This is a genomic window from Bradyrhizobium retamae (assembly GCF_001440415.1).
Taxonomy (GTDB): Bacteria; Pseudomonadota; Alphaproteobacteria; order Rhizobiales; family Xanthobacteraceae; genus Bradyrhizobium; species Bradyrhizobium retamae.
The window spans coordinates 57514-83463 of the sequence record NZ_LLYA01000159.1 but is presented as its reverse complement, the minus strand read 5'-3'; the positions used below and the strand labels follow the sequence as shown (position 1 = coordinate 83463).

Sequence of the window (25950 nt, the reverse complement as noted above, 5' to 3'; positions counted from 1 at the left end):
ATCGAATATCGGGGATTTCGTGGCGCGCAGGGCAGCAAGGCCAGCCGAGCGCCGGGCGCTCGCGATGGAACAAGCTCGCTTGCCTTGTCCGCGAGGGACGGGAATATTGGCATCAACGAATTTCGACGGGGTAACAACATGGGACGGCTGAACGGCAAGATTGCGGTGATCACCGGCGCGACCAGCGGCATCGGGTTGCACACCGCCGAGCTATTCGTCGCCGAGGGCGCAAAAATCGTCATCGCCGGGCGCCGCGTGCCGGAGGGCGAGGCGCTGGCCAAGAAGCTCGGAGCCAACTGCATCTTCCGCCAGACCGACGTCACGGTGGAAGAACAGATGAGCGCGCTGATTGGGCTTTCGGTGGAAAAGTTCGGCCGCATCGATTGTCTGTTCAACAATGCCGGCGGCCCGGCGCAGACCGGCGGCATTGAGGGGCTTGAGGTCGAGCGGTTTGATGCCGCGATGGCGACGCTGGTGCGCAGCGTGATGCTCGGCATGAAACATGCGGCGCCGCATATGCGCAAGCAAGGCTCCGGCAGCATCATCAACAACGGCAGCATTGCCGGTCGCCTCGCCGGCTTTTCGTCGTCGATGGTCTATAGCGCGGCAAAGGCAGCCGTCATCCATCTTACCAAATGCGTGGCAATGGAGCTCGGCGAAGCCAACATCCGCGTCAATTCGATTTCGCCCGGCGCGATCGCGACCGGCATTTTCGGTAAAGCGCTCGGCCTGTCAGTGGAGGCTGCCGAAAAGACCTCGGCCGTGATGCGCGAGGTCTACAAGGCCGCGCAGCCGATTCCGCGGGCCGGTCTACCCGACGATATCGCGCACGCCGCGGTGTTTCTGGCCAGCGACGAATCCTCCTTCATCAACGGTCACGATCTGGTGGTCGACGGCGCCATGACCGGCGGCCGCAACTGGAGCCAGCAGCAGCAGGGCTACGTTACGCTGAGGAAGGCGTTCGATCAGGGTGCGTAATGGACGGTTGTCATTCCGGATCTGGTGCTGACGCACCATCCCGGAATGACGAAGGTAGAGCTCGGTCCTTGGGAGGTTAGAAACAAATGTCCACAACATTTCGGCTGTCACAACCAGCCAACTCTCGGCCGTTCTATCTCGCCATCATCGCCGGGCTCGCCTGTGCCTTCGTCATCAGCAAGACGCTGCCGTCGACCATGGACGCGGTTTCAGCGATCATCGAGCCGCTCTGCGCCAACAGCGTAACCGGTTCGACGCAGGAGGTCGTCGAGCCGATCAGCTCGCATGCACTTCCGAACGTGCCGGGCAAGCGCGTCACCATCGTGCGCGTATTTTACGGCCCGGGCGGCTTCACGCCTGCGCACCAGCATGCCGGCTCCGTCACCGCCTACGTCACCAAGGGCGAGATCCGCTCGCAGCTTGCCGGCGGCCCGATCGAGACGTTTGGGGTAGGCCAGTCGTTCTTCGAGCCGCCCGGCTCAACCCACCTGGTCTCGGCCAATGCCAGCATGACGGAGCCTGCGGAATTGATCGCGGTGTTTGTGGCCGACGAAGGCGCGCAACTCACGACGCTGGTGAAGTAAGGGCAGATCGTAGGGACGCAGCCTTTAACTTCAGACCGCCTTCACCATCACCCGCAGCCCGTCCCGCGGTTTCGGGATCGGCCACATCTGCCAGTCCGCCTTGTAACCGGGCTCCAGCGACACTTCGAGATTCTGCAGGAAATGCCGCGCAAAGGTCTTCGCCTGCATGTAGGCGAAGTGCAGGCCGAGGCACATATGCGCGCCGCCGCCGAACGGCACCCAGGCGAAGCGGTGGCGGGTGCGCTGCGCTTCGTCGGAGAAACGCATCGGATCGAATTTGTCCGGCTCGGGCCAGATATCCGGCATATGGTGCGTGAACAGCGGGTTGACGCCGACCAGCGTGCCGGCGGGAATGTCGTACCCCTTAAACGAAAAGCCGCGCACCGCGCGGCGCGGCATCGACGGTACCGGCGGCTTCAGCCGCAGCGCCTCCTTGAACGCCATTTCCGACAACGGCATCTTTTCGAGATTGTCGATGCTGGAGGGATCGTTGGCCTCGCTACCGAGGCCTTTGACTTCCTCGCGCAACTGCTGCTGCCATTCGGGGTGGGCTGCAAGCTCGCCGACAAAGGAGGTCAGCGACGATGTCAGCGTGTCATGCGCCGCCATCATCAGAAAACTCATATGATCGATGATGTCCTGGGTCGACAGCAGCGCGCCGTTCTCGTGCGTCGCCTGGCATAGCTGCGAGAATAGATCATCGCCGCCGCCACGCGCGCGGCGGATCGGAATCTGCTCGGAGAAGTAGGCAACGATCCGCTTGCGGCCCGCAACGCCGCGGCCCATCTGCGTGAACGGCAGCGGCCGCCGGATCGGCGCCACGGCTGCGGCCACCATGTCGATGAAGGCGCGGGTGATATCGTCGACCTCAGGCCCGAGATCGGCGCCGAGGAACGACGTCGCCGCCAGATCGAGCGTGAGCTGCTTCATCGCCGGATACACCAGCATCTCGCCTGGCTGCGCCTTCCACTGCTTGACCCGCGCGGCAATGCCGCGGTCGAGATCGACGAGGTAGGACTTCATCGGTCCCGACTTGAACGCGACCGACAGCGCGCGGCGGTGCAGGCGGTGCTCTTCAAAATCCAGCAGCATCAGCCCGCGCGGAAACAAGAGGCCGAGGATCGGCCCCCAGCCGTGGGTGGAGGAGAACAGACGCGCCTGGTCGAACAGCACGAGCTCGTTAGCCTCGGGCCCGAGCATCGTCACGCTGGTCTCGCCGAACAGATGGGTGCGGTAGATCAGACCGTATTTGGCGGCCGACTTCTCAATCTGTCCTTTGGGGTCGGCCAGCACCGCCAGCGTGTTGCCGATGAACGGCCACCCCTCGTTACCGGGAATGTGCCGTAACGCCTTGGGGTTCGGCGGCACCGGGATATTGACGGGGGAAGCCACACTCTGCATCGACATGGCGATTGCTCCGGTTGAGCCTCGGATTGCGAGTATTATCGCCCGTGTCAGCGGCTTTGTCGCGGCCTGAATTACGGGAAGTAGGCGCCCCCGCCAAGCAAAATGCCGCCAGCCCCGTCATTATGAGGAGCCAACGGGTCGCGCAAATGCGCGCCGACCGGGTGGCTCGCAACGACGGAGGAGGGATCTCGTCGATCCTGACGAGAGCCATTACGCCTTGCGCTTCGCCGCTTCCTTCTGCAGGTCGGGCGCATTCACGGCGGGAATCGCGACGCGGCCGGGGCCGGTGTGCTGCAAGGCGGCGGCGGCCTTTTCATTTTCCATGATCTTGGCCATCACGGCCTGGCCCGCGCGCTCGAACACCGCGCGGTTCTCGACCAGGAATTTTTGCGACTCGCGCAGTTTTGCGACATAGCCGTTGATCTCCGGAACCACGTAGCGCGCGACCATGTCCCAGCTTCGGCGGGTGTTTTCCGGGTTGGCCCAGTCGTGCACGAAGCCGATGATGGCGCCGACGCCGCCCGAGACCTGCATCAGGTTCTTGATGGTTTTGACCAGATCATCCGGCGTGCCGATGGTGGAGGCGGCATTCTCGCCGCCGGCGGTTTTCTCGATCGCGTCCTCCGGCGAGGTGAATGGCTCGAGGCCCGGCCGCTGCAGCGTGCGCACATTATATTCGTTGTGCCAGCGCATCAGGCCGGGGCCGGCCTCGCGTTGCGCCTGTTCGCGCGTCTCGGCGATGTGCCAGCTTAGCAGCACGCGCCAGTCCGATCGGCTCACGGTGGTGCCGGCCTTCTTGGCGGCATCCTCGGCAAAGCCCCATTGCGTCGGCAGCGCCATGAGGCCCTGCGTCGACATCGAGCCGAGCGAGATGATGCCGATGCCGTATTTGCCGGCAAGCGTCATGCCTGACGGTGAAATCTGCGACGCCACCACGAACGGCATGTCTTCCTGCTGCGGCAGCAATTGCAGCGCGGCATCCTGCATGGTGAACCAGTCGCTCCTGGCGGTGACGCGCTCGCCCCTAAACAGCCGGCGGATGATTGCGATCGCCTCGTCCTGGCGGTCGCGCTGCGTCATCGGATCGATGCCGAGCGTGTGCGCGTCGGAGGCCAGCGCGCCCGGACCTGAGCCGAAAATGGCGCGGCCGCCGGTCATCCAGTCGAGCTGCACCATACGCTGCGCGACATTGTAAGGGTGGTGATAGGGCAGCGAGATCACGCCGGTGCCGAGCTTGATGCGCTTGGTGCGCTCGCCGGCGGCGGCCAGAAACATTTCCGGCGAGGCGATCATTTCCCAGCCCGAGGAATGGTGCTCGCCGCACCAGAATTCGTCGAAGCCGAGCTCATCGATCTGCTCGACGAAGTCGAGGTCGCGGCGGAATTGCAGCAGCGGATGCTCGCCAATCGGATGATGCGGGGCGAGAAAGGCTCCGAATTTCAGGCGTGCCATGGGTGGTTCTCTCCGGGTCTATTGTTCTTTGGAATTGCTTGGCATGAAACCTACGGGGTGGACCGGAGCAAGGCAATCCTCGGAGCCGGGCAGCCGGCATGGTTGTCGCGCGTAGTTGGCTGACTTGCCGCCGCCCGGAATTACGCGGTCTTGATCGCTCGGTGAGAAATTTTTCGAGATCGCGCGTGATGCCGACGCGTACTTTCAGGAGATAATTCAGGCGCCGGTGATGTGGTGGACTCCAGCACGTCGGGCACGCCTTCACCCTATTTCAGGTCGCTTCTATTGTTCTTCGCGATCGCACCAGCCCAATCGGCGCGGCCCGTGCTGCTCGTCGCGTGCGCGCTGTTTGCGTTGTCGTCATCGTCTGCGCCGCATTCCTGTCATGGATGCGTCGGATCACGGGATGACACATTAACGTCAGTTGCCAAAATTTGATTGTGGGGAATGACAGTGCACGGTCTTTTTAGTTTGCAGTGCGGCAACTATCTGTTCTTGGTAGCGTTCATAGGAACGACTCGCCCCAGGAGCTGCAATTGTCTCTCGCCAAGAACGTCGAATTCCTGCGCCATTTTCCGAAGCTGAACGGCTTCAATGGCTTGGGAATCTATGGCCGAAGTTCATCGCCGGAGACCCGCAGTCCATCGGTAGAAATCGACGGATTCGGTACCAATCCCGGCGCGCTCAAGATGTTCGCATATGTGCCCGAACAGCTTCCGCGCGCGTCGGCCCTTGTTGTCGTCCTGCATGGCTGCGGCCAGACCGCAGCCGGTTACGATTTCGGCACCGGCTGGTCGACGCTTGCCAACCGCTACGGGTTTGCGTTGCTGATGCCGGAGCAGCAGGCGTCGAACAACGCCAACACCTGCTTCAACTGGTTCAATCCGGGCGACATCGCGCGCGGCCGCGGCGAGGCCGCTTCGATCCGTCAGATGGTCGCGCGGATGGTCGCCGATCACAAACTCGATTCGCGCCGCATCTTCATCACCGGGCTTTCCGCCGGTGGCGCGATGACGTCGGTGATGCTGGCGACCTATCCGGACGTGTTTGCGGGCGGTGCCATCATCGCCGGTCTGCCCTACGGTATCGCCAGCAATGTCCGCGAAGCGCTCGGCGGCATGATGCAGTCGACATCACGCCCCGCCGGCAAGCTGGGCGATCTCGTGCGCAAGGCTTCAAAGCATAGGGGACCATGGCCGAAAGTATCGGTTTGGCACGGCAGCGCTGACCGCACCGTCAACCCGGGCAACGCCAATGAGATCGTCAAGCAGTGGCTCGACGTCCACGGCCTGCCGGCGGCGCCGATGTCGACGGGAGACGTCGACGGCCATCCGCGCGAGGTCTGGTGGAATGAAGACGGCGAGACCGTCGTGGAGTCCTATACCATCACCGATATGGCGCACGGTACGCCGCTGGGGCTTGCCGGCAATGACGAGCGCTACGGCGCGGAAGGAGCGTTCCTGATCGAGGCGGGAATTTCCTCGTCGTATCACATTGCCAATTTTTTCGGCCTGACCGAGCGCGTCAGTCCGGCCAGCGAAGCGGCCAGGCCGGCGCAGGCGCCAAAGATCGTTCCGTCGGCTGCTACCGAATCCCTGCAGTCGTCCGATATCGCCGCAAGACTCTGGTCCAGGACCCACAAGCCGGTTCGCGAACACAAGCCGGCGCCGCGCGAAACGAAGCGCCGCGGCATCGATGTCGGCAGCGTCATCACCCGCGCCCTGACGGCCGCAGGCTTGATGAAGTAGCCGGACATCACAGCGTCAGCCGCACAATTTCAACTCACATCTCGTCGGTAAGGAACGGATTGGTCAGCCGCTCCTGACCGAGGCTGGAGCCGGCGCCATGGCCGCAGATGAAGCCGACGTCGTCGCCAAGCGGCAATAGCTTTTCCTTGATCGAATTGATCAGCGTGGCGTGGCTGCCGCCCGGCAGGTCGGTGCGCCCGACAGATCCGTTGAACAGCACGTCGCCGACATGGGCGAAGCGCAATTCCTTGTTGAAGAACACGACGCTGCCGGGTGAGTGGCCGGGGCAGTGCAGGATGTCGAAGGCAAGCTCGCCGATCGAGACAGAATCGCCTTCGTCGAGCCAGCGGTCGGGCACGAAATTGCGCACCCCGGTGATGCCGAAGCGCTCGCCGCTCGACACGACGTTGTCGAGCAGAAATTTATCGGCGATATGCGGACCCTCGATCTTGACCTGCAGCGCGTCACGCAAATCGGCGGCGCCGCCGACATGATCGATATGGCCGTGCGTCAGCCAGATTTTCTCGACCGTGACGCCGGTCTGCTTGATCGCCTCCAGAATTTTTGGAACGTCCCCGCCGGGATCGATCACCACGGCCTTCTTGGAAGGCTCGTGCCAGATGATGGTGCAGTTCTGCTCGAACAGCGTCACCGGCACGATCGTCGCGCCGGCCTTCGCCTGGGTGTCGGTTTTATCATCCATGGCAGGTACCATATTCTACCTTGAAAAGGGGTCAACACGGACGGGAACCGGTATGGGGTCCGTTTCAGTCCGTGGTAGGGTTTGCACGGAGGGAATATTTAGTGACGAAAGACGGAAATCGCATCGGCGCCCATCGTGATTTCGGCGGGGATGCGCAGGTCATAAACCAAGCCTCCAAATCGCCGCTCGGCGGGGCCCGAACGACGGCGCGGGCATTCTTTGTCAGCGATCGCCTCAATACATCGGGGCTCGAGCGCGGCGACGTGCTGGCAACGACGCCACTGGCATTTCGCGTCAATGAAAACGGTGTCGCGGTCCTGTTTCGCTATGGCGTGGTGGTTCTGATCGGGCTGAATGCGCTGGAAGAGGAGGAATTTCTCCGCGGCCTGGATCACCGCATGACCGGCAAGTTTGCGCGGCGCGACGAGGAAATCGCAATCATAGAGCTGGCCCCGGAAAAGGAGGACCAGATTCCACCCGGCGGCCCGATCTGCCTGCAAAGCCTGTCGCCTGACCGACTGATCCTGATTTGCGAGGCGCTGGCGAAGAGCGTCGTCCTGGCCCGGCATGAACGCGAGGTTGCCAGCGTCTTTGACACGACCGAACCCTTCGCGCGGGAACTGGCGCTGAGCGGGCGTATGCGCGGCAGCCGTCGCTCGATCCTGAAAAATATCGGCGGCGCGCTTCTGGTGCGGCATCGGGTGTCGGGGCCGGTCGAGGTGGCAGAGAAACCCGACGTGCTCTGGGATAAGCCGCATTTGGAGCGGCTGTATGCCCGGCTGGAGGACGAGTACGAGCTCAATGAGCGCGCGGAATCGCTGAATCACAAGCTCGCCGTGATTGCCGAGAGCGCGCAGGTGTTGACCGATATCATCGACACGCGTCGCTCGCTTCGGCTCGAAATGATCATCGTGCTCCTGATCCTGTTCGAGGTTCTGGTGACGATCTATCAACTCGCCATGGGTCGGCACCCCTGAGCTTTGTCGTCCCGGCCAATCGAGCAACGGGTCGCGCGAACGCGCGCCCAGCGACGAGCGCAAGTGCGCTCGCGGAGTGATGACAGGCTCCGCGAGCGCCGAGCGGGGGGCCCGGGGAACAAATTTGCGGCCGACGCGGCGCGGGACCGCCTGTTGGACGGCCCGAAATCGGCTATGGTTCGAGCGTCATGGAATCACCCGCGCGCCACATCAACCTCGTGCCTCTGCCCGATCGTCGTCAGTCGGAGACGGCGCTGGCGATCGCGCGCGGCACCGCGCGGCTGCTACGGTCGCTGGGCTTTTCGTGCGTCAGCGAATTGCCGCTGCCGTCGGGCCGGCGTGCCGATTTGGTGGCGCTGAACGAGAAGGGCGAGATCTGGATCGTCGAGATCAAGTCGTCGGTGGAAGATCTGCGTTCCGACCAGAAATGGCAGGATTACCGGATGCATTGCGACCGGCTGTTCTTCGCCTTCACGCAGGATTTGCCGTGCGAGATTTTTCCTGAAGATACCGGCCTGATCATCGCCGACGCCTATGGCGCCCATCTGCATTGCGAAGCGCCCGAGCATCGCCTGCCGGCGGCCACGCGTAAATCGATGACGGTGCGCTTTGCCATGGCGGCCGCGCAGCGCATTAACCGTCTGGTCGATCCGCAAGGGCATGGGGAGTTCTAGTTCGGGATGAGAGGGGTCCATGCTAACGTTTGGCTCGGTCCTCCCAGTCTTCCCACCCTACATCATGGACTTCCAGGTAGCCGGAAACGGCTGCGCCGATGGTTGGGAAAAAGCAATTCTCGCCAAGCTGCGCCAATAATCCGAATTTCTTCAGCCTGTCCTTTACGGGATCCTTGAGTTCGGCAAAACAAAGCTCGATACCCTGCGCGTGCAACGCCTCGTCCAATTCGGCGAGCGTATCGCCGGCGGCGACGTCCACACTGGTGACCGGCTCCGCCGCAACGACCAGCCAGCGTGCGGGCGTCGGCGATTTCGCAACCGCGGCCAAAGCGCGCTCCTTGAAGAATTCAGCATTGGCGAAAAGCAGAGGCGCATCCCACCGGAACAGAACCAGCCCAGGGATCTCGCGTGCATCCGGATATCTCGTGATGTCGTGATACCCTTAAAACACCGGATTGATCAAAGCCGATGCCTTTGGCGCGCATCGGCACTGTTAGACGCCGGAGCATCGTCTGCCGGCGGAAACGCGCAAGTCGATGACGGTGCGCTTTGCGATGGCGGCTGCGCAGCGGGTCAACTGCCTGGTCGATCCGCAAGGCATGGCGAGTTTTGATGCTGTGGGGTGGGCAAAGGCGCGTTCGCGCCGTGCCCACAGTCTATCCACTATCGTTGTCGTGATTGGTGGGCACGCTGCGCTTTGCCCACCCTTACGATTCGGCGTTCGTGGATCACCGCGGCGCGCGTTTCGCCAGAATGCGCTGCAAGGTGCGGCGGTGCATGTTGAGCCGCCGCGCGGTTTCGGAGACGTTGCGGTTGCACATTTCATAGATGCGCTGGATGTGTTCCCAGCGCACGCGATCCGCCGACATCGGATTGGACGGCAGCTCGGATTTCTCGGTGCCGCTGGCAAGCAGCGCCGCGACCACGTCGTCGGCGTCAGCAGGCTTCGAGAGGTAGTCCACCGCGCCCATTTTCACCGCCGTGACGGCGGTTGCGATGTTGCCGTAGCCGGTCAGCACGATAGTGCGCGCGTCGGGGCGCTTGCGCTTGAGCGCCGACACTACATCGAGCCCGTTGCCGTCGCCGAGCCGCAGGTCCACAACCGCAAAGGCCGGTGCTGACTTGTTGATCTGCGCCAGCCCGTCGGACACGCTGTCACAGGATGTCACCGCGAAACCGCGGGTTTCCATCGCTCGCGACAGGCGCTCCAGAAACGGCTTGTCGTCCTCGACGATCAGCAGCGAGCGGTCGGCGAGATCGTTCAGTTCGGCGATGTCGTTCAAGGCAAGGTATCCCGGTTGCGGATGCGGAGCACTTAAGACCATATGGCGCGGTAATTTTGCACTGCCAAGGGCCCCAGCGTCGAGCAGCCCCGGTTTCCCCAATCCTTAACGCCTTTTAATCCACTGGCCCCGCAGCACTTTCCTCGGCTTCGAAGCGGACGCGCGGCCACGCGATCCGCACCACGGCACCGTGATCAGGAAAAGTCCGGTTGGAGAACGAGACCTTTGCGCCGGTGCGTTCCAGGAGCGTTCGGGCGATGAACACACCAAGGCCGAGGCCGGCGCGTTCGCGGTGGGTTTCATCGGCGCTGCGACGCCTTGATAAATAGGGCTCGCCGATCCTTTTCAGCATGTCGGGGGCGATTCCGGGGCCGTCATCGGAGATGACGATTTCGACCGTATCCGCGTTCCACCAGGCGTTAACCTCTACCGTCGTCCGCGCGAAATCGACGGCGTTCTCCAGGATGTTGCCGACGCCATACAGAATCGCCGGGTTCCTGGCGCCGACAGGCTCCCGGGTGGCTGCGACAGCAAGCCGCACCCTGATCGCGACGCCAAAATCGCGGTGCGGCGCCACCACTTCCTCGATCAGCGTAGACAGCGGCATCAGATCGAACGGTGCCCCGGACGAGGAAAGCTGGGTGAGCTTGGCGAGGATGTCGCGGCAGCGCTGCGCCTGCTCGCGCAGGGTCTTCAGATCAGAGGCCAACTGGTCATTGCCCTCGACGGTCTTTTCCAGCTCCCGTGAAATCAGAAAGATCGTCGACAGCGGCGTGCCGAGTTCATGCGCGGCGGCGGCGGCCAGCCCGTCGAGCTGGGTCAAATGCTGCTCACGCGTCAGCACCAGTTCGGTTGCGGCCAGCGCGTCGGAAAGTTTGCGCGCCTCCTCGGTCGCCTGGAACGCATAGAGCGATGTGACGCCGATCGCGAGCACGATCGAGAGCCAGACGCCGAACAGATAGATCGGCGGCAGCACCAGCGGGTCTTCGCTGTCCCAGGGGAGCGGCAGATGGAAGAACACCAGCGCCGAGGAGCAGGCGACCGCCAGCAGCCCAAGGCCAACCGTCATCCGGATCGGCAGCACCGTCGCCGAGATCAGGACGGGGCCGAGGAACAGAAATGAAAACGGGTTCTGCAAGCCGCCGGTCAGGAACAACAGCGCGGCCAATTCGACGATGTTGAGCGCGAGCAGCGTTGCCGCATAGACCGGTTCCAGCCGTTGCATCGGGTCGAAGGCAACCTGCAGCGCAAGATTGAGCAGCGCCGAGATCCCGACGACGGCCACGCAGGCAACAACGGGAAAGTCGAACTCCAGCCCATGCGCCACGATGAAGATCGCGGTGAGCTGGCCGAGCGCCGCCAGCCAGCGCAGCCGAAGGATCGTGTCGAGACGGACATAGCGGTGCGGATGGCGGAAATCAGAGGCTGCGACGTCGGACATTGCTGGAGTTTAACTGCCGCAGCGCGCGATCACAAATTTGCTGGATTTCGTGTGGTGCAGGCCCCGCCCGCCGCCCAGGATTGCAAAGCCTTGCGCTCACCCCCGCAATGGCTCAATGAACGTCCCCGTAATGGCCGATAGCGAGACAGTACCAGCGCAATCGCCCGCGGCCGGGCCGCAAGGTCCCGCCGCGATCGCGGTTGCGCATCTGATAAAACTCTACAAGACCACCCGCGCCGTCGACGATATCTCGTTCCGGATCGCGTGTGGCAGCGTCACCGGGCTGCTCGGCGGCAATGGCGCCGGCAAGACCACGACCATTGCCATGATCATGGGGCTGGTGCTGCCGACCTCGGGCCGCGTCCAGGTGCTGGGACACGCGATGCCGGAGCAGAGTGCCGAGGTGCTCGGGCGGATGAATTTCGAGAGCCCGTATGTCGACATGCCGATGCGGCTCACGGTGCGGCAGAACCTCACCATATTCGGCCGGCTTTATGCGGTGGAGAATCTCGCCGAGCGCATCGAGCAGCTCGCCTCCGACCTCGACCTGAAAGATTTTCTCGATCGCGCCAATGGCAAGCTGTCGGCCGGACAGAAGACCCGCGTCGCGCTGGCGAAGGCGCTGATCAACCAGCCAGAGCTGCTGTTGCTCGATGAGCCGACGGCCTCGCTCGATCCGGATACCGCCGACTGGGTGCGGCAGCATTTGCAGAACTATCGCAGGACCCATGACGCCACGATCCTGCTGGCCTCGCACAACATGCTGGAAGTGGAGCGGCTGTGCGACCGCGTCATCATCATGAAGCGCGGCCGCATCGAGGATGACGACAGTCCCGACCAGATCATGGCGCGCTACAACCGCACCACGCTGGAAGATGTGTTCCTCGACGTCGCGCGCGGCCGGGTGGCGGAGACCGCGCCATGAGCGCTGCCGCCACCCATCACGGGATTTCCGCGCACCGCATCCAGGCGATGGTGCTGCGCTACTGGTATCTTCTGATGTCGTCGTGGCCGCGGCTGTTGGAGCTGATCTACTGGCCGGCGCTGCAGATCATCACTTGGGGCTTTCTGCAGAACTACATCGCGCAGCACGACAATTTCTTCGCGCGCGCCGGCGGCACGCTGATCGGCGCGGTGATCCTGTGGGACATCCTGTTCCGCGGGCAGCTTGGCTTTTCGATCTCGTTTCTCGAGGAGATGTGGGCGCGCAACCTCGGCAACCTCATGATGAGCCCGCTGAAGCCGATCGAGTTCCTGATCTCGCTGATGATCATGAGCCTGATCCGGCTCGCGATCGGCGTGATTCCGATGACGCTGCTGGCGCTGTTCTTCTTCGATTTCAATTTCTTCGCGATCGGCCTGCCGCTGATCGCGTTCTTCTGCAATCTGATCTTCACGAGCTGGTCGATCGGGATATTTGTTTCTGGCCTGGTGCTGCGCAACGGGCTCGGCGCCGAGAGCATCGTCTGGACGATGATGTTCGGCCTGATGCCGCTCGCCTGCGTCTACTATCCGGTCGCGGTGCTGCCCGCCTGGCTGCAATGGATTGCGTGGATGCTGCCGCCGACCTATGTATTTGAGGGCATGCGCGCGCTCCTGATCGATCACGTGTTCAGGGCCGACCTGATGGTCTGGTCACTGGCCATCAACGCGGTGGTCTTTGCCGCCTCCTTTGCGATCTTCCTTGCCCTTTTGCGCAGTGCCAAACATCACGGATCTTTGCTCGGGGGTGGCGAATAAGTCACAGATACCCGTGGTTTCCCGGGGTTTCTACGCCTTTTGGCGCGTGGACAGGCCCGTTCGGTGCATTGACGCATTATTTTGCATTCTGCACTATGCTGCGGCGCAAACAGAAGGTCAGAAATAAAATGCCGATTGGTGAGTTTGGCGGCGCACCGCCGCTGGTGGCCGAAGGCAGTCCGGCGCTCACGACGCCGATGTACTGGATGTATGAAATGGGCCACGCGTCGCTCAATCCGGCACGCGCAGTGACCGACGCCGCCAAGATCCTGTTTCAAAACCCGCTTAATCCGTGGTCGCACACGCAATTCGGCAAATCGATCGCGGCGGCCTGCGAATTGTTCGAGCGCACCACGCGCCGCTACGGCAAACCCGAATGGGGGCTCGACTTCACCGAGGTTAACGGCATCCAGACGCCCGTCGAGGTCCGCTCGATCTGGGAAAAGCCGTTCTGTCGTTTGCTGCACTTCGATCGCAAGCTGACCCGGCCGCTGCGCGCGCCCCATCCGCGCGTCTTGATCGTGGCGCCGATGTCCGGCCACTACGCGACGCTGCTGCGCGGCACGGTCGAGGCGTTCCTGCCGACGCATGAAGTCTACATCACCGACTGGTCCGACGCGCGCATGGTTCCCCTCACCGAGGGCCGCTTCGATCTCGATGACTACGTCGATTACGTTATCGAGATGCTGCATGTACTCGGCGGCAACATGCACGTGATCGCGGTGTGTCAGCCTTCGGTGCCCGTCGTGGCGGCAGTCTCCGTGATGGAAGCCGTGCGCGACCCCTTCGTGCCGCTGTCGATGACCTTGATGGGCGGCCCGATCGATACCCGCCGCAATCCGACCTCGGTGAACAACCTCGCGGCCGAGCGCGGCATCGACTGGTTCCGCAACCATGTCATTACCAAAGTGCCGTTCCCGCATCCCGGCGTGATGCGCGACGTCTATCCGGGCTTTTTGCAGCTCTCGGGCTTCATCAGCATGAACCTCGACCGCCACACCGACGCGCACAAGGCGCTGTTCAACAATCTGGTGAAGGGCGACGGTGACATGGTCGACAAGCACCGCGAGTTCTATGATGAGTACCTCGCGGTCATGGATCTGACGGCGGAGTATTACCTGCAGACCGTCGATCTCGTGTTCGTCAAGCACGCGCTGCCCAAGGGCGAGATGACTCATCGTGGCAAGCCGGTCGATCCGTCAAAGATCCGGCGCGTGGCGCTGATGACGGTGGAAGGCGAGAACGACGACATCTCCGGGCTCGGCCAGACCGAAGCGACACACGCTTTGTGCCCCCATATTCCCGATCATCGCCGCGTGCATTACGTGCAAAAGGGCGTCGGACATTACGGCGTGTTCAACGGATCGCGATTCCGTTCCGAAATCGTGCCGCGCATCTCCGATTTCATGATGTCGGCGACGACGACCAATGAATCAGCGGTTAAGATCAAGCCAACATTGGTCCGGGCGGCCGAATAGTGCGCTCGCGGCACCGATTCCGGGTCGCCGATAAGTTGCTGACAAGATTCAAACAATCCGGATTCCGATCGAATCAAGGGATGAGTTCAGACTCACTCCTTGAGACTGCTTTTGAGTCCCGGTTCCGTCAGAAATTTTGGGTTCCAGCCCCTGCCCCTAGGGGCGATTCGTCGCCTAGCCCCTGTATATTGGGCAAATGATTTGTTTTTGCGCCGAGCGATTTAGATGCAATTTCCTTGGCGGCGGATATGGCAGAATCCGGGCGAACTCCTGCTCCCCGGACTCCAAGAAATGGCTACTCGCGCCCTCCTTTATCGGCGGCCTGCCGAACCCGCGACTCTTTTGGTCAAACACTGCTCGCAAGTCTTTGCGATCAGGCTGCGCCGACATCGGCGGGCGCGGCGCTACACCTTACGCATTCATCCAACCGATCGCGAAGCCATCCTGACGATGCCGCCGCGCGGCACGCTCGCGGAAGCCAAGGACTTTGCGCAGCTTCACGGCGGCTGGATCGCCGCCCGTCTCGGCCGTTTGCCGAAGGCTGCGCCCTTTCAATCCGGCACGATCGTACCGTTGCGCGGCGTGCCGCATCGTCTAGTGCATCGCGCCGGCGAACGCGGCACGGTGTGGACCGAAACCCGCGACAGCGGCGAGAAGATTTTGTGCGTGGCCGGCGGCTACGATCACATGGACCGACGTGTGCATGACTTTCTCAAGCGCGAAGCGCGCAAGGATCTGCACAAGGCATCGCTCGCCTATGCCGCGGAACTCGGCGTGCGGGTCAAGCGGGTGTCGATCCGCGACCAGTCGAGCCGCTGGGGTTCATGCACCTCGGCCGGGTCGTTGTCGTATTCCTGGCGATTGATCCTCGCGCCGCCCTACGTGCTCGACTATCTCGCCGCCCATGAGGTGGCGCATCTCGTCGAGATGAACCATTCAGCCAGGTTCTGGAGGATCGTCGACCGCATCTGCGTTCATGTCGAACGCGCCAAGCGCTGGCTCGACACCCACGGCAACGACCTGCATCGTTATGGGGTCGAGGATTAGGTTTTCCCGTCGCCCCTGCGGAACGCAGGGGCCCATAACCACCGCAGCTTGGTGCGCGTAAAGGCGTCTACCCCATCGCCTACCCGACAGGCCGCGGTTGCGTTCGCAGGGACGGCGGATTGGCGCGCGTATCGCTACCTTCCAAACAGCCGATCCACCAGCCAGCCATCGAGTCCTGCAGCCGCCTCGGGGCGAGCATTTGGATTGGGTGGCGGCGCGGAAGTTCGCGCCGGCGCAGGCCGATATCCGCCGCCTGATGGGACCGGTGCCGAGGGGCTCGGCTGTGCACTAACCTGCGACGCGGTCTGGAACATGTTCGACAGAAATCCGCCGCGCTGCGCGTTCGGCAGGCTCGCCACCGGCACGCCCTGATGCGCCGTGCGCATGAAGCGGGTCCATACTTCCACCGGCAGGCCGCCGCCGGTCGCCTTCTTGGTCGGCGAGTTGTCGTCATTGCCGAGCCAGACGCCGGTGACGAGGTTGGCCGTGTAGCCGATGAACCAGGCGTCGCGGAAATCCTGGCTGGTGCCGGTCTTGCCGGCGGCCATCCAGCCCGGAATCTCTGCTTTCCGCGCGGTGCCCGAGAGCAACGTCTCCTGCATCATCGTGTTCATCATCGCGACATGGCGCGGCTCGATCACCTGGCCGAGCGGATCGGCCGTGCGCCTGTACAGCACCTTGCCTTCGTTGGTGCGAATCTTCGTCACCACATACGGGGAGACGCCGAGCCCGCCATTGGCAAACGGCGCGTAGGCGCCGACCAGCTCAACGACCGAGACTTCAGAGGTGCCGAGCGCAATCGAGGGATTGGCCTCGAGTTTTGATGAAATCCCGAGCCGGTGTGCGGTCCGCACCACGTTCTTCGGCCCCACTTCCAGGCCGAGCCGCACCGCGACCGTGTTGAGCGACATCGCCAGCGCCTGCGTCAGCGTCACCGAGCCGAAATATTCATGCGTATAGTTCTCCGGCCGCCAACCTTTGAGGTCGAGCGGCGCGTCCTGCCGGATCGTTTCCGGCGAAAGCCCGCCCTCGATCGCAGTCAGGTAGACGAACGGCTTGAACGCCGAGCCGGGCTGGCGTTTGGCGGTGACTGCGCGGTTATACTGGCTCTCGGCGTAGTTCCGCCCGCCGACCATGGCGCGCACCGCGCCGTCGGGCGTCATCGCCACCAACGCGCCTTGCGTGACATGGAACTTCACGCTCTTGGCCGCCAGCTCGTCGATGATCGCGGCTTCCGCCACGCCCTGCAGCTTCGGATCGATCGTGGTCTCGACCACGATGCTCTGGTCGATCTGGCCGACGAGATCGTCGAGCACCTCGCCGATCCAGTCGGCGACGTAGTTGATGGTGCCGGCGCCGGCCGGCTTCACGTTGTAGGAGGGATGTCCGATCGAGGCCTTGGCCTGGGCGTCGCTGATGAACTTGGCGTCCGCCATCGCCGCGAGCACGATTCCGGCGCGCGCTTCCGCGCCCTCGGGGTTGCGGTTCGGCGCCAGCCGCGACGGCGACTTGACGAGGCCGGCCAGCATCGCGGCCTCCGCGACCGTGACGTTCTTCGCCGACTTGCCGAAATAGCGCTGCGCCGCCGCCTCGACGCCATAGGCGCCGGAGCCGAAATAGACGCGGTTCAGGTAAAGCTCGAGAATTTGGTTCTTGGAATGCTTGCGCTCCAGCCAGAGCGCGAGCTCCACTTCCTGCAGCTTGCGCGCGATCGTCCGTTCCTGGGTCAGGAACAGGTTCTTCGCGAGCTGCTGCGTCAGCGTCGAGCCACCCTGCGAAACGCCGCGATGCAGGATGTTGGCGACCGCCGCGCGTGCAATGCCGATCGGATCGATACCGTAATGCGAATAGAAGCGGCGGTCCTCGATGGCGATGAACGCCTTCGGCAGATAGGGCGGCAGATCCTTCAGCGCGACATTGGCGCCCGGCGCTTCGCCGCGCGAGGCCAGCACGCTGCCGTCGATGCCGACAATCTGGATGGTCGGCGGGCGCTTGGGAATTTCCAGCGACTGGATTGCCGGCAGATGCGCGCCGACCCAGACCACGACGCCGATGATCGCGATCGCGGCCCACAGGCCGAGTACCGCGCCCCAATAAACGAGACGGCCAATCCTGAAGCGGCGTTTCGAGCGCCGCTTCGCGCCGCTTTTGGCGCCACGCGGCTTGCGCTCGCGCGGCGGCTCGTGCTCGTCGTCTTCGTGCTTGCGCTTCGGCACTGGCTTTTTCGGTTTGTCGTCGTCGGTGGCAGCCGGAATGCGATCCTCGGGCGAGAGACGCAGCTCCGCGAGCGCTGCCGGAAGCCCGAACAGCGGCTCCTTGCGTCCGCCGCTCTTTTTCCGTCCCCACGCCATGCCAAACGCCGTTCACACCCGTCCCGCTGCAGGCTAACGGCCGCTGTTTAAGGGGCGGTTACGGAAAGGTTAATGCGGGATTAGGAGGTGCGGCGGGGCCGTATTAGGATTGACGCAAACGACAGCGTTCTTAAGGAGAAAGCGGCATGGGCCACATCGATCCCACCAAGGAAGTTTTCGCGCAATTCAAAGCCAATGACCGGCCGGGTCCGATCCACATGCTCAACCTCGTCCGGCTGCGCGCCGAGGCGGCCTATCCCGACGGCCGCAAGGCGACCGGCGCGGAAGCCTATGCGGCCTATGGGCGCGAAAGCGGACCGGTGTTCGAACGGCTCGGTGGACGGATCGTATGGCAGGGCAGGTTCGAGCTGATGCTGATCGGGCCGCAAGATGAGCGCTGGGACCATTGCTTCATCGCCGAATACCCGAGCGTCGCAGCGTTCGCGGAAATGATCCGCGATCCCGTCTACCGCGAGGCGGTGAAGCATCGCCAGGCCGCGGTCGAGGATTCCCGCCTGATCCGCCATGCCGTGCTGCCGGCCGGCAAGACGTTCGGGGAAATTCCGAAGTAGGGTTCAAAAATCGGCGGCCCCGAGGGGCCGCCGATCCGCTTCTTTCCGCCGATCGTTTCGATTGGATCGCCGCGACTAGCCCGCCGCGCCCTTGTCCTCGAGGATCGGGCCGAACATTTCCCAACGCTCGCCGTTGAACTTCATCATCTGCAACTGCTTGTTGACGCGATAATCGGTCGGCGTGGTGTTCACCGAGATGCCCGGCAGCAGCAGGTCGAGCTGAACGTTCTTCAGGTTGGTGGCCTGTTTCAACACGTTCTCGCGGGTCAGATTGTCGCCGCACGCCTTGAGCACATGGATCAGCAATTGCGTGGTCATGTAGCCATAGGAGTTGAAGCTCGAGTCCTTGTCGCCCTCGGGATAGTACTTCGCCATGAACTCGAAATACTTCTTCATGCCGGGGTCGTCCTTCCAGGTCGGATCGAGCGGATCCTTACCGTAGTTGACGCTGATCACGCCCTTGGAGGCTTCGAGCCCCGCCGGCTTCATCACCGCGCCGACCGAGGTGGCGTTGATGTCGAGGATGTGCACCGGCTTCCAGTTGAGTTCGGCGATCTTCTTGATCGCCTGTGCTGCCTGCTTGGGCGTCGTCGCCGAGAAGAACAGGTCCGCGCCGGCATCCTTGATCTTGAGGATCTGCGAATCGATGGTCGGATCGGAGACTTCGTAGGAAGCTTCCGCCACCACCATCTTCGCAGCCTTGTCGCCGAGGCCCGCCTTGATGCCGTTCAGATAGTCCTTACCGAGGTCATCGTTCTGATAGAGGATGCCGATCTTGGCGTTCGGATGTTCCTTCAGGATGTACTGGCCGTAAATTCGCCCCTCCACGAAGTAGTTGGGGTTGAAGCCCATCGTCCAGGGAAAATTCTTCGGGTCGGTGAACTTCGACGCGCCGGTGGCGGCGAATAGCTGCGGCACCTTCTTCGAGTTGAGATATTTCTGGACCGCTGCATTCGAGGGCGTTCCGAGAACCTGGAAGGTCAGCAGCACCTCGTCGCTCTCGACCAGCTTGCGCACCTGCTCGACCGCTTTCGGCGGCGAGTAGGCATCGTCATACTGGATCAGATTGATCTTGCGGCCGTTTACGCCGCCCTGATCGTTGATCATCTTGATGTAGGCCGCCTGGGTCTTGCCGATCGTGGCATAGGAGGAGGCCGGTCCGCTGAATGGATTGGTCTGGCCGATCTTGATCTCGGTATCGGTTGCGCCGGTGTCGTATTTCTTCTGCGCTGACGCCGTCGATACCGACAGCGCAAGCGCGAGCGCCGTGCCGGTGACCAGATGGAAAATACCCTTCCGCATATTGATGCATTCCTCATGTGTTTATGATTGAGCCGATGATCTAGCCGTGGCTGTAATCAGCCCAGGCGGACGCCATCGCTGCGCCGATACTGGCGGAAGCCATGTTGCATTGCAAGGCGAGCCGTTCCGAGCGCGCAACTTCGTCTTGACGGTCGCAAGCTCAAAGCAAGGGCATCGGCTGACGATTGCACAAAAACACCTCATCGGTATTGCTGTGCCGCCGCGTGCGCGAGGCAGGTGTGGAACCCCGGTGGAAACGAAACTGCCGGCGCCGAGAAGACACGGCGCCGGCGGTTGTTTCAGATTGGATCGGACGTGCTCTATTTAACCGCTCGGTCCGGTATCCTCGATGATCGGGCCGAACAGTTCCCAGCGCTCGCCGTTGAACTTCATCATCTGCATCTGCTTGTTGATGCGGTAGTCGGTCGGCGAGGTGTTGGTGACCATGCCGGGTAGCGACAGGCTGCCGGTGACGTTCTTCAGATTGGCCGCCTGCTTCATGATGTTTTCGCGGGTGAGATTGTCGCCGCATTGCTGCAGGATCTTCACCAGCAATTCCGCCGTCGCATAACCGTACGTGTTGACGGTGTTGAGCTTGTCGCCCTCCGGGTAATATTTGTCCATGAAGGCGAAATAGGCCTGGATGCCGGGATCGTCCTTCCACTGCGGATCGCCCGGATCCTTGCCGTAGTTGGTCGAGATGATGTCCTTGGAGATGTCGAGACCCGCCGGCTTCAGCGTCGCCGAGACCGGGCTCGCATTGATGTCGAGGATATGGATCGGCTTCCAGCCGAGGTCGGCAACTTTCTTGATCGCTTGTGCCGCAAATTTCGGCGTCGAGGCGTCGTAGAGCAGGTCGGCGCCGGCTGCTTTCAATTTAACGATCTGCGAGTCGATGGTCGGATCGGTCAGCTCGTATGAGACCTCGGCGACGATCATTGACGCGGCCTTGGAGCCGAGCCCTTCCTTCAGGCCCGTAACGTAGTCGCGGCCGAGATCGTCGTTCTGGTAGAGAATGCCGATCTTGGCGTTGGGATGATTTTGCAGAATGTATTTGGCGTAGATGCGCCCCTCGGACTGGTAATTTGGATTGTATCCCATGGTCCAGGGGAAGTTCTTGGGATCGGTGAATTTCGAGGCGCCGGTCGCGGCGAGGAGCTGCGGCACTTTCTTGGCGTTGAGATATTTCTGCACGGCGGCGTTCGAGGGCGTGCCGATGATCTGGAAGGTGAACAGCACCTCGTCGCTCTCGACCAGCTTGCGCACCTGCTCGACGGCTTTCGGCGGCGAGTAGGCGTCGTCATACTGGATCAGGTTGATCTTGCGGCCGTTGATGCCGCCTTTTTCGTTGATCATCCTGAAATAGGCGGCCTGCGTCTTGCCGATGCCGGCATAGGCGGAGGCCGGTCCCGAGAACGGAACGGTCTGGCCGATCTTGATCTCGGTATCGCTCGCGCCGGTATCGTATTTCTTCTGCGCGTTGGCGGGTGACGCCAGCGCGATCACGACCGCCGTGCCTGCGATCAGATGAAGAACGCCACTTCTCATATAGCTGCTCCCTTCCCTTGATCTCGACCAATGATCCTGTTCCGGTCATCCGTTCGGAAGGCCGGACGTCATCGTTGCGAGCGAGTGTGGCGGAACGGTTTTGCCAATGCAAGGCGGTACGGGGAGGCCGTTACGCCAGCCAGAGCAGCATCAAGGCGAGCGCCACGGGCGCCGCCTGCACGCAGGGGATCCGGTCAACCGGCATCGGAATTCGGGTGGACGCTCGCGCGCTGCTGGTGAAAAGTGCGGGTCGCTTGCCGATATCTTTGTAGGGACGACGATGCCGGAGAACTTCAACCTCGACCGCCTGCCAACGCCGATCGGCACGGCGCTACTGGTCACCGATGCGGACGGCCTGCTCCGCGCGCTGGACTGGGAAGACTATGAGCCGCGCATGAAGCAATTGCTGCGCCTGCACTATGGCGCGGTGAATTTGAACAATGGGCGGGCGCCGCGTGGTTTGCGCGCCGCCTTGACCGGCTATTTCAAGGGCGACCTCGACCGCCTCGCAGCAATCGAATGGCGCGTCGCCGGCACGCCGTTCCAGCAGAAGGTCTGGAACGCGCTGCCGAAGATCGCGGCAGGGACGACGATGAGCTATGGCGCGCTCGCTGCAAAACTTCGGATGCCGCGCGCCGTCCGCGCCGTCGGCCATGCCAACGGTTCGAATCCGATCAGCGTGGTCCTGCCCTGCCACCGCCTGATCGGCGCCAATGGTTCGCTGGTGAAGTACGGCGGCGGGCTGCAGCGCAAGCGCTGGCTGCTCAGGCACGAGGGCGTCGAGATTACAGGCCCGGGCACAGGAGAGGCGGATCGGCCGGGCGCGTTGCGCTCGGCGCCGTCACCCGTTTCAAGTCAATCGGGGTCACGGGGCGCGTTTTGCATGTCGCGAAGGATATAGATGAATACAATCAGCAGAGGTCCCCACGCCAGTAACGCGCCCACCAGCATCGCATTCACTGTTGCCATGCTGGCTTCTCCGCGATCACCGGCACGATAGATGGTCTCTGCGCGCCGCAGTTTCCGGCACCTGGTAGAGCCACTTCCAATATGTCCGGTTGCGCTCCAGTTGACGCTTGTAGATCTCGCGGCACTTCGCCGAACAAAACTGCTGGAAGTAATAGCTACGCCGGACCAGCCCGAAGGGACGGCTGCATTCCGGATTTCCGCAACAATTTTTCATGACGCGACCTCCACATTGGCGCGCCGTATCCAGCGAATGAAACTCTCGTGGCCCTTGTCGAGACAGAAGCGACCGCAATAGCGTTCGCGCGCTGGATTTCGCAGAGAGATTATTCTGGGGCCTTCGCTGCCACACTCGGCGCAACGCAGTTCTGTACGCATGGCGACCTCCTTTCCGAGGAATTGCCACTTGCTGGTCAAAATGTGTGATGCTTTTCGCCCTTCGCTTCTCGAAGGACGATGCGAAGTCTGGCGCGGTCGGGGCCTATCTTCAATTCGTCCAGATGTTTGGCGAGATCATCCTTACGTATGCTGGCTCGCCCTAGAGCGTTTTCCAGCGAAAGCTTGCCCCGGACTCGATCCGGGGTGGACACCGGTTCTCGTCAAGAAAACGCGTCAAAGCAAGAATCTAAGAGCCCGGTTCTGATTCAATCAGAACCGAAAGGCTCTAGGGCTGGATCGGCTCATTTGGTTGCTGCCGCGCCATTTGGCGCCAGCGCCGCTTCGAGGCATTTGATCAGCGTTTCGCCATCGCACGGCTTGCTCAAAAAGCAGGTTGCTCCCGCCTTCATGGCTCGCGCGCGGTCGCTTTCGACTGAAAAGGCCGTGACGAAAATGAAAGGAAAGCGACGCCCGGTGGCGAGTAGATGAGCTTGCAGGTCGAGCCCGCTCATGGCGGGCATTCTGACATCCGTTATCACGCACGAGGTGTCATTCAGATGCGGCGATTGCAGGAACTCCTCGGCCGACGCAAATGAATGGACAACGTAACCAAGCGACCTGACGAGATTATGGGTCGCGGCTCGAACCGACCCGTCGTCGTCGATGATTGATATGGCTCGATTGGACAAGGCGATACTTTCTGGAGACGACCAGAGGATGTCTTTTGCTGTGCCGCCGCGTTTGGGGAGAGTGCGCTGCAAATCAGCGAGGGAAAATCATACTTAGGTTTGCGACCGGCCGGATGCAGGCCCGATCCCGAGTAGCTCGGCCATTCGTACCAGATCGGGCAGCGACTTCGCTCCCATTTTCCGCATGATATGCCCGCGATGTATCTTCACGGTGATCTCCGCCAGGCCGATTTCGGCTGCGATCTGCTTGTTCATGAGCCCCGACGTCACCAGCGCCATCACCTGCCGCTCCCGGGGAGTTAGCGTCGCGAAAAGCGCGTGCAGCTCTGAGAGAACCATCGCTTCGCCGCGGCTGTTGCGGTCGCGCTCGATTGCCGCGGTTACGGCATCCAGCATGTCCTGATCGCGGAATGGCTTGGTCAGAAAATCGACGGCGCCGGCCTTCATTGCGCGGACCGTCATCGGAATATCGCCATGACCGGTCATGAAGATGATCGGAATGTGAATGTCGGCCTTGGCCAGTTCGGCCTGAAAGTCGAGGCCGCTCAGCCGGGGCAGCCTGATGTCAAGAATCAGGCAACTGGGGGCATTCGGAAGCTTGTACTTCAGAAACTCGTGAGCCGAACCGAACGCCTCGACCCGCAATCCCACGGACCGGAAGAGATTGCTCAGCGCCTCACGTACCGATGCGTCGTCGTCGATGACGAAGACGACTGGTTCCTCGACGCTTGCGAGGCTGGAAGGCGATGCCGGCCGCGCGTTCACGCTGCATCCTCCTGAGTTAACGGCAAGGTGAACTGGAATGTCGCGCCAGGGCCGGCATTTCCAGACGCGGACAGCCGCCCGCCATGAGCGCCGATGATGGAGCGGCAGATCGACAGGCCCATGCCCATGCCGCTGGATTTGGTGGTGAAGAAGGCGTCGAACATCCGGCCAGCATTCTCGGCTGCGAGGCCAACGCCGCAATCCTTCACCGTCACCATGATCTGCCCGTCTTCGTCCTGGCCTGTCCTGATCACCAGTTCCCGCGGCCGGTCCGTGACCGGCTGCATCGCCTCGATGCCGTTGATGACCAGGTTGAGAATGACCTGCTGCAACTGGACCCGATCGGCGATGACCAGCGGCAGGTCGGGGGAGAGCTCCAGCCGCAACGATACCTGGTGGTTGAGCAGCTCATGCTGCACCAGGCTGATGACCTCGTTGATGACATCGTTGATGTGAAGCGCTGCCTTCTGATCGGTCGCCTTGCTCACGAGCGCGCGGACCCGCTGGATCACTTCGCCGGCGCGATTGCCGTCCTTGATGATCGCTTCCACTGTCCCGCGCGCTTCCTTCAGATCGGGAGGCTCGCGGTCGAGCCAACGCCGGCATGCGGCGGCATTGGTGACGACGGCGGCGAGCGGCTGGTTCACCTCGTGGGCGATCGAGGCGGCAAGTTCGCCAAGCGCAGTCACGCGCGTGACATGCGCAAGCGTCGCCTGCGCTTCATGCAATTCCATCTCGGCTCGCTTGCGCACCGTGATATCGGTTACCGCCCCAACGAATTCGATGCTATCAGATGCATCCTTCACCGCATGCGCGGTGGCGTGGACATGCTTGATCGAGCCGTCGGGCATCAGCAATCGATAGCTATGCGCGAAGTCCTTGCCCTCTCTCGACGCGCGGTCGATGGTCCGTTGCACGCGGCCGCGATCGTCCGGATGAATGCGTTGAATGACGGTGGCGAACTTGATGGAGGGGGCCTTTTTGAATCCAAATATTCTGAAAGTCTCTTCCGACCAGATGATTTCGCCGCTGGCGACGCGCAAGCCGAAGCTGCCGGTGTGGCTCAATCGCTGGGCTTCGGCCAAATACATTTCGCTCTGCCGCAGCGCATTTTCAGCTTGCTTGCGCTCCGTGATGTCCTCGCACGCGATCAGGACGATCAATCGGCCGTCCAGCCGCCGCACGGCTTTGGCGTTCTCGCGAACCCAGAGGGTTGAGCCGTCCTTGCGAACTTTGCATATCTCCCAATTGTGGGTCTGGCCGATATTCTCCAGGCATATGGCGACGTTGCTCTGGGCGGCGCGTTGCTCTTCGGCAGGAAAGACTTTCAGCACGGATTTCCCGAGCAATTCGCTGACGGAGTAGCCAAGTTGTGCGGCGCCGAATGTGTTGACGGACAGTACGGTTCCGGTCGCATCGACCATGAAGTACATCACCGGGTTATGCTCGAATACCTCCTTCCATTGCGCCTCGCTGTGGCGCAGCGTCTCGATCGCGCGCGCTTCGGCGCTCAGTCGGCCCTCAAGCACGGCTTCCATCTGCCGTCGGGTACGCCCCACCAGGCCGATCATGACCAATGCGGCGGCAATCGAAGCGATGAGCAGCGCGGTCGCAATGAAATGAGGCGCGGCCATCGGTGCCGGGCCGAGCAGCAGCCAGATTCCGGCCACCGCTCCCAACGCCAGCGCCATGCTGCCGAGCAACCATTGCTCGGCCGAGCTCAGGGACTTTATCGTCGGCTTACGCATCATCAGCACTGACACTCGGCCATCGCGAGCGGCGCTGCGTCGCCAGGTGTTCGCGACCATCGGCGGCGACAACGTCGCCCTCCTAACGGGCTGGATATTAGCAGCTTTTCGCAGGCCCG

General features: G+C 62.3%; 20 protein-coding genes and 4 pseudogenes. 12 read left to right on the top strand and 12 right to left on the bottom strand.

Annotated features, from left to right (window positions below):
* The first annotated feature begins 138 nt into the window (after positions 1-138).
* Together CQ13_RS20545 and CQ13_RS20540 are read left to right on the top strand one after the other, a co-directional pair.
* On the top strand, positions 139-978 hold the full coding sequence (locus CQ13_RS20545; RefSeq protein ID WP_057844861.1) for an SDR family NAD(P)-dependent oxidoreductase: 840 nt from the start codon (positions 139-141) through the stop codon (positions 976-978).
* Between the two features lie 86 nt (positions 979-1064).
* Positions 1065-1562 (top strand): cupin domain-containing protein, encoded by a 498-nt coding sequence (locus CQ13_RS20540; RefSeq protein ID WP_057844655.1) that lies wholly within the window; start codon positions 1065-1067, stop codon positions 1560-1562.
* Positions 1563-1592: 30 nt separating this feature from the next.
* Here the strand turns inward: CQ13_RS20540 and CQ13_RS20535 are convergent, their stop codons facing one another.
* Both CQ13_RS20535 and CQ13_RS20530 read right to left on the bottom strand, forming a co-directional pair.
* Positions 1593-2969, bottom strand: coding sequence for a cytochrome P450 (locus CQ13_RS20535; RefSeq protein WP_057844654.1), 1377 nt, complete (start codon positions 2967-2969; stop codon positions 1593-1595).
* A 210-nt stretch (positions 2970-3179) separates the two neighbouring features.
* Positions 3180-4421 carry an LLM class flavin-dependent oxidoreductase gene (locus tag CQ13_RS20530; protein ID WP_057844653.1) on the bottom strand — a complete coding sequence of 414 codons (1242 nt, stop codon included), beginning with the start codon at positions 4419-4421 and terminating at the stop codon, positions 3180-3182.
* 536 nt (positions 4422-4957) lie between these two features.
* Between CQ13_RS20530 and CQ13_RS20525 the strand changes: the two genes are divergently transcribed.
* On the top strand, positions 4958-6169 hold the full coding sequence (locus tag CQ13_RS20525; protein WP_057844652.1) for an extracellular catalytic domain type 1 short-chain-length polyhydroxyalkanoate depolymerase: 1212 nt from the start codon (positions 4958-4960) through the stop codon (positions 6167-6169).
* A gap of 34 nt (positions 6170-6203) precedes the next feature.
* On the opposite strand, the gene CQ13_RS20520 is transcribed toward CQ13_RS20525, so the two are convergent.
* On the bottom strand, positions 6204-6872 hold the full coding sequence (locus CQ13_RS20520) for an MBL fold metallo-hydrolase (RefSeq protein WP_057844651.1): 669 nt from the start codon (positions 6870-6872) through the stop codon (positions 6204-6206).
* Between the two features lie 161 nt (positions 6873-7033).
* On the opposite strand from CQ13_RS20520, the gene CQ13_RS20515 reads away from it, so the two are divergent.
* Complete coding sequence (locus CQ13_RS20515; protein WP_057844860.1) at positions 7034-7849, top strand: RMD1 family protein; 816 nt, start codon at positions 7034-7036, stop codon at positions 7847-7849.
* Positions 7850-8037: 188 nt separating this feature from the next.
* Complete coding sequence (locus CQ13_RS20510; protein WP_057844650.1) at positions 8038-8523, top strand: MmcB family DNA repair protein; 486 nt, start codon at positions 8038-8040, stop codon at positions 8521-8523.
* Between the two features lie 22 nt (positions 8524-8545).
* Here the strand turns inward: CQ13_RS20510 and CQ13_RS20505 are convergent.
* Positions 8546-8965 (bottom strand): annotated as a pseudogene (locus CQ13_RS20505) (sodium-independent anion transporter); the annotation flags it as partial.
* Positions 8966-8969: 4 nt separating this feature from the next.
* Between CQ13_RS20505 and CQ13_RS41260 the strand changes: the two are divergent.
* Positions 8970-9128 (top strand): annotated as a pseudogene (locus CQ13_RS41260) (MmcB family DNA repair protein); the annotation flags it as partial.
* A gap of 123 nt (positions 9129-9251) precedes the next feature.
* Here CQ13_RS41260 and CQ13_RS20500 read toward each other — a convergent pair.
* Together CQ13_RS20500 and CQ13_RS20495 are read right to left on the bottom strand one after the other, a co-directional pair.
* A complete protein-coding gene (locus tag CQ13_RS20500; RefSeq protein ID WP_057844648.1) occupies positions 9252-9806 on the bottom strand; it encodes an ActR/PrrA/RegA family redox response regulator transcription factor in 555 nt (184 codons plus the stop codon).
* Positions 9807-9921: 115 nt separating this feature from the next.
* Positions 9922-11247, bottom strand: a complete 1326-nt coding sequence (locus CQ13_RS20495) for an ActS/PrrB/RegB family redox-sensitive histidine kinase (RefSeq protein ID WP_057844647.1) — start codon at positions 11245-11247, stop codon at positions 9922-9924.
* A gap of 130 nt (positions 11248-11377) precedes the next feature.
* Between CQ13_RS20495 and CQ13_RS20490 the strand changes: the two genes are divergently transcribed.
* The 4 genes and pseudogenes from CQ13_RS20490 (at position 11378) to CQ13_RS20475 (ending at position 15512) form a co-directional block, all read left to right on the top strand.
* Positions 11378-12172, top strand: a complete 795-nt coding sequence (locus CQ13_RS20490) for an ABC transporter ATP-binding protein (protein ID WP_057844859.1) — start codon at positions 11378-11380, stop codon at positions 12170-12172.
* Positions 12169-12987, top strand: a complete 819-nt coding sequence (locus CQ13_RS20485; RefSeq protein WP_057844646.1) for an ABC transporter permease — start codon at positions 12169-12171, stop codon at positions 12985-12987. The genes CQ13_RS20490 and CQ13_RS20485 overlap by 4 nt, the downstream gene beginning before the upstream one ends.
* 128 nt (positions 12988-13115) lie before the next feature.
* Positions 13116-14465 (top strand): polyhydroxyalkanoate depolymerase, encoded by a 1350-nt coding sequence (locus CQ13_RS20480; RefSeq protein WP_057844858.1) that lies wholly within the window; start codon positions 13116-13118, stop codon positions 14463-14465.
* A 196-nt stretch (positions 14466-14661) separates the two neighbouring features.
* Positions 14662-15512: pseudogene (locus CQ13_RS20475) on the top strand (M48 family metallopeptidase).
* A gap of 134 nt (positions 15513-15646) precedes the next feature.
* On the opposite strand, the gene CQ13_RS20470 reads toward CQ13_RS20475, so the two are convergent.
* The gene (locus tag CQ13_RS20470) at positions 15647-17863 is read right to left on the bottom strand and encodes a transglycosylase domain-containing protein (RefSeq protein ID WP_057844645.1); all 2217 of its coding nucleotides are present in this window, start codon (positions 17861-17863) and stop codon (positions 15647-15649) included.
* A gap of 146 nt (positions 17864-18009) precedes the next feature.
* Between CQ13_RS20470 and CQ13_RS20465 the strand changes: the two genes are divergently transcribed.
* Entirely contained in the window at positions 18010-18435 is a 426-nt protein-coding gene (locus CQ13_RS20465) for a DUF1330 domain-containing protein (RefSeq protein WP_057844644.1), read from the top strand.
* A 75-nt stretch (positions 18436-18510) separates the two neighbouring features.
* Here the strand turns inward: CQ13_RS20465 and CQ13_RS20460 are convergent, their stop codons facing one another.
* Both CQ13_RS20460 and CQ13_RS20455 read right to left on the bottom strand, forming a co-directional pair.
* Entirely contained in the window at positions 18511-19737 is a 1227-nt protein-coding gene (locus tag CQ13_RS20460) for an ABC transporter substrate-binding protein (protein WP_057844643.1), read from the bottom strand.
* A gap of 324 nt (positions 19738-20061) precedes the next feature.
* Positions 20062-21285, bottom strand: a complete 1224-nt coding sequence (locus CQ13_RS20455) for an ABC transporter substrate-binding protein (protein WP_057844642.1) — start codon at positions 21283-21285, stop codon at positions 20062-20064.
* 280 nt (positions 21286-21565) lie between these two features.
* On the opposite strand from CQ13_RS20455, the pseudogene CQ13_RS20450 reads away from it, so the two are divergent.
* Positions 21566-22072 (top strand): annotated as a pseudogene (locus CQ13_RS20450) (methylated-DNA--[protein]-cysteine S-methyltransferase); the annotation flags it as partial.
* Between the two features lie 859 nt (positions 22073-22931).
* On the opposite strand, the gene CQ13_RS20445 reads toward CQ13_RS20450, so the two are convergent.
* From CQ13_RS20445 to CQ13_RS20435, 3 genes are all read right to left on the bottom strand, one after another.
* A complete protein-coding gene (locus CQ13_RS20445; protein WP_057844641.1) occupies positions 22932-23318 on the bottom strand; it encodes a response regulator transcription factor in 387 nt (128 codons plus the stop codon).
* A 93-nt stretch (positions 23319-23411) separates the two neighbouring features.
* Positions 23412-24083 (bottom strand): response regulator transcription factor, encoded by a 672-nt coding sequence (locus tag CQ13_RS20440; protein ID WP_057844640.1) that lies wholly within the window; start codon positions 24081-24083, stop codon positions 23412-23414.
* A complete protein-coding gene (locus CQ13_RS20435; RefSeq protein WP_057844639.1) occupies positions 24080-25903 on the bottom strand; it encodes a PAS domain-containing sensor histidine kinase in 1824 nt (607 codons plus the stop codon). The genes CQ13_RS20440 and CQ13_RS20435 overlap by 4 nt, the downstream gene beginning before the upstream one ends.
* Between the last annotated feature and the right edge of the window lie 47 nt (positions 25904-25950).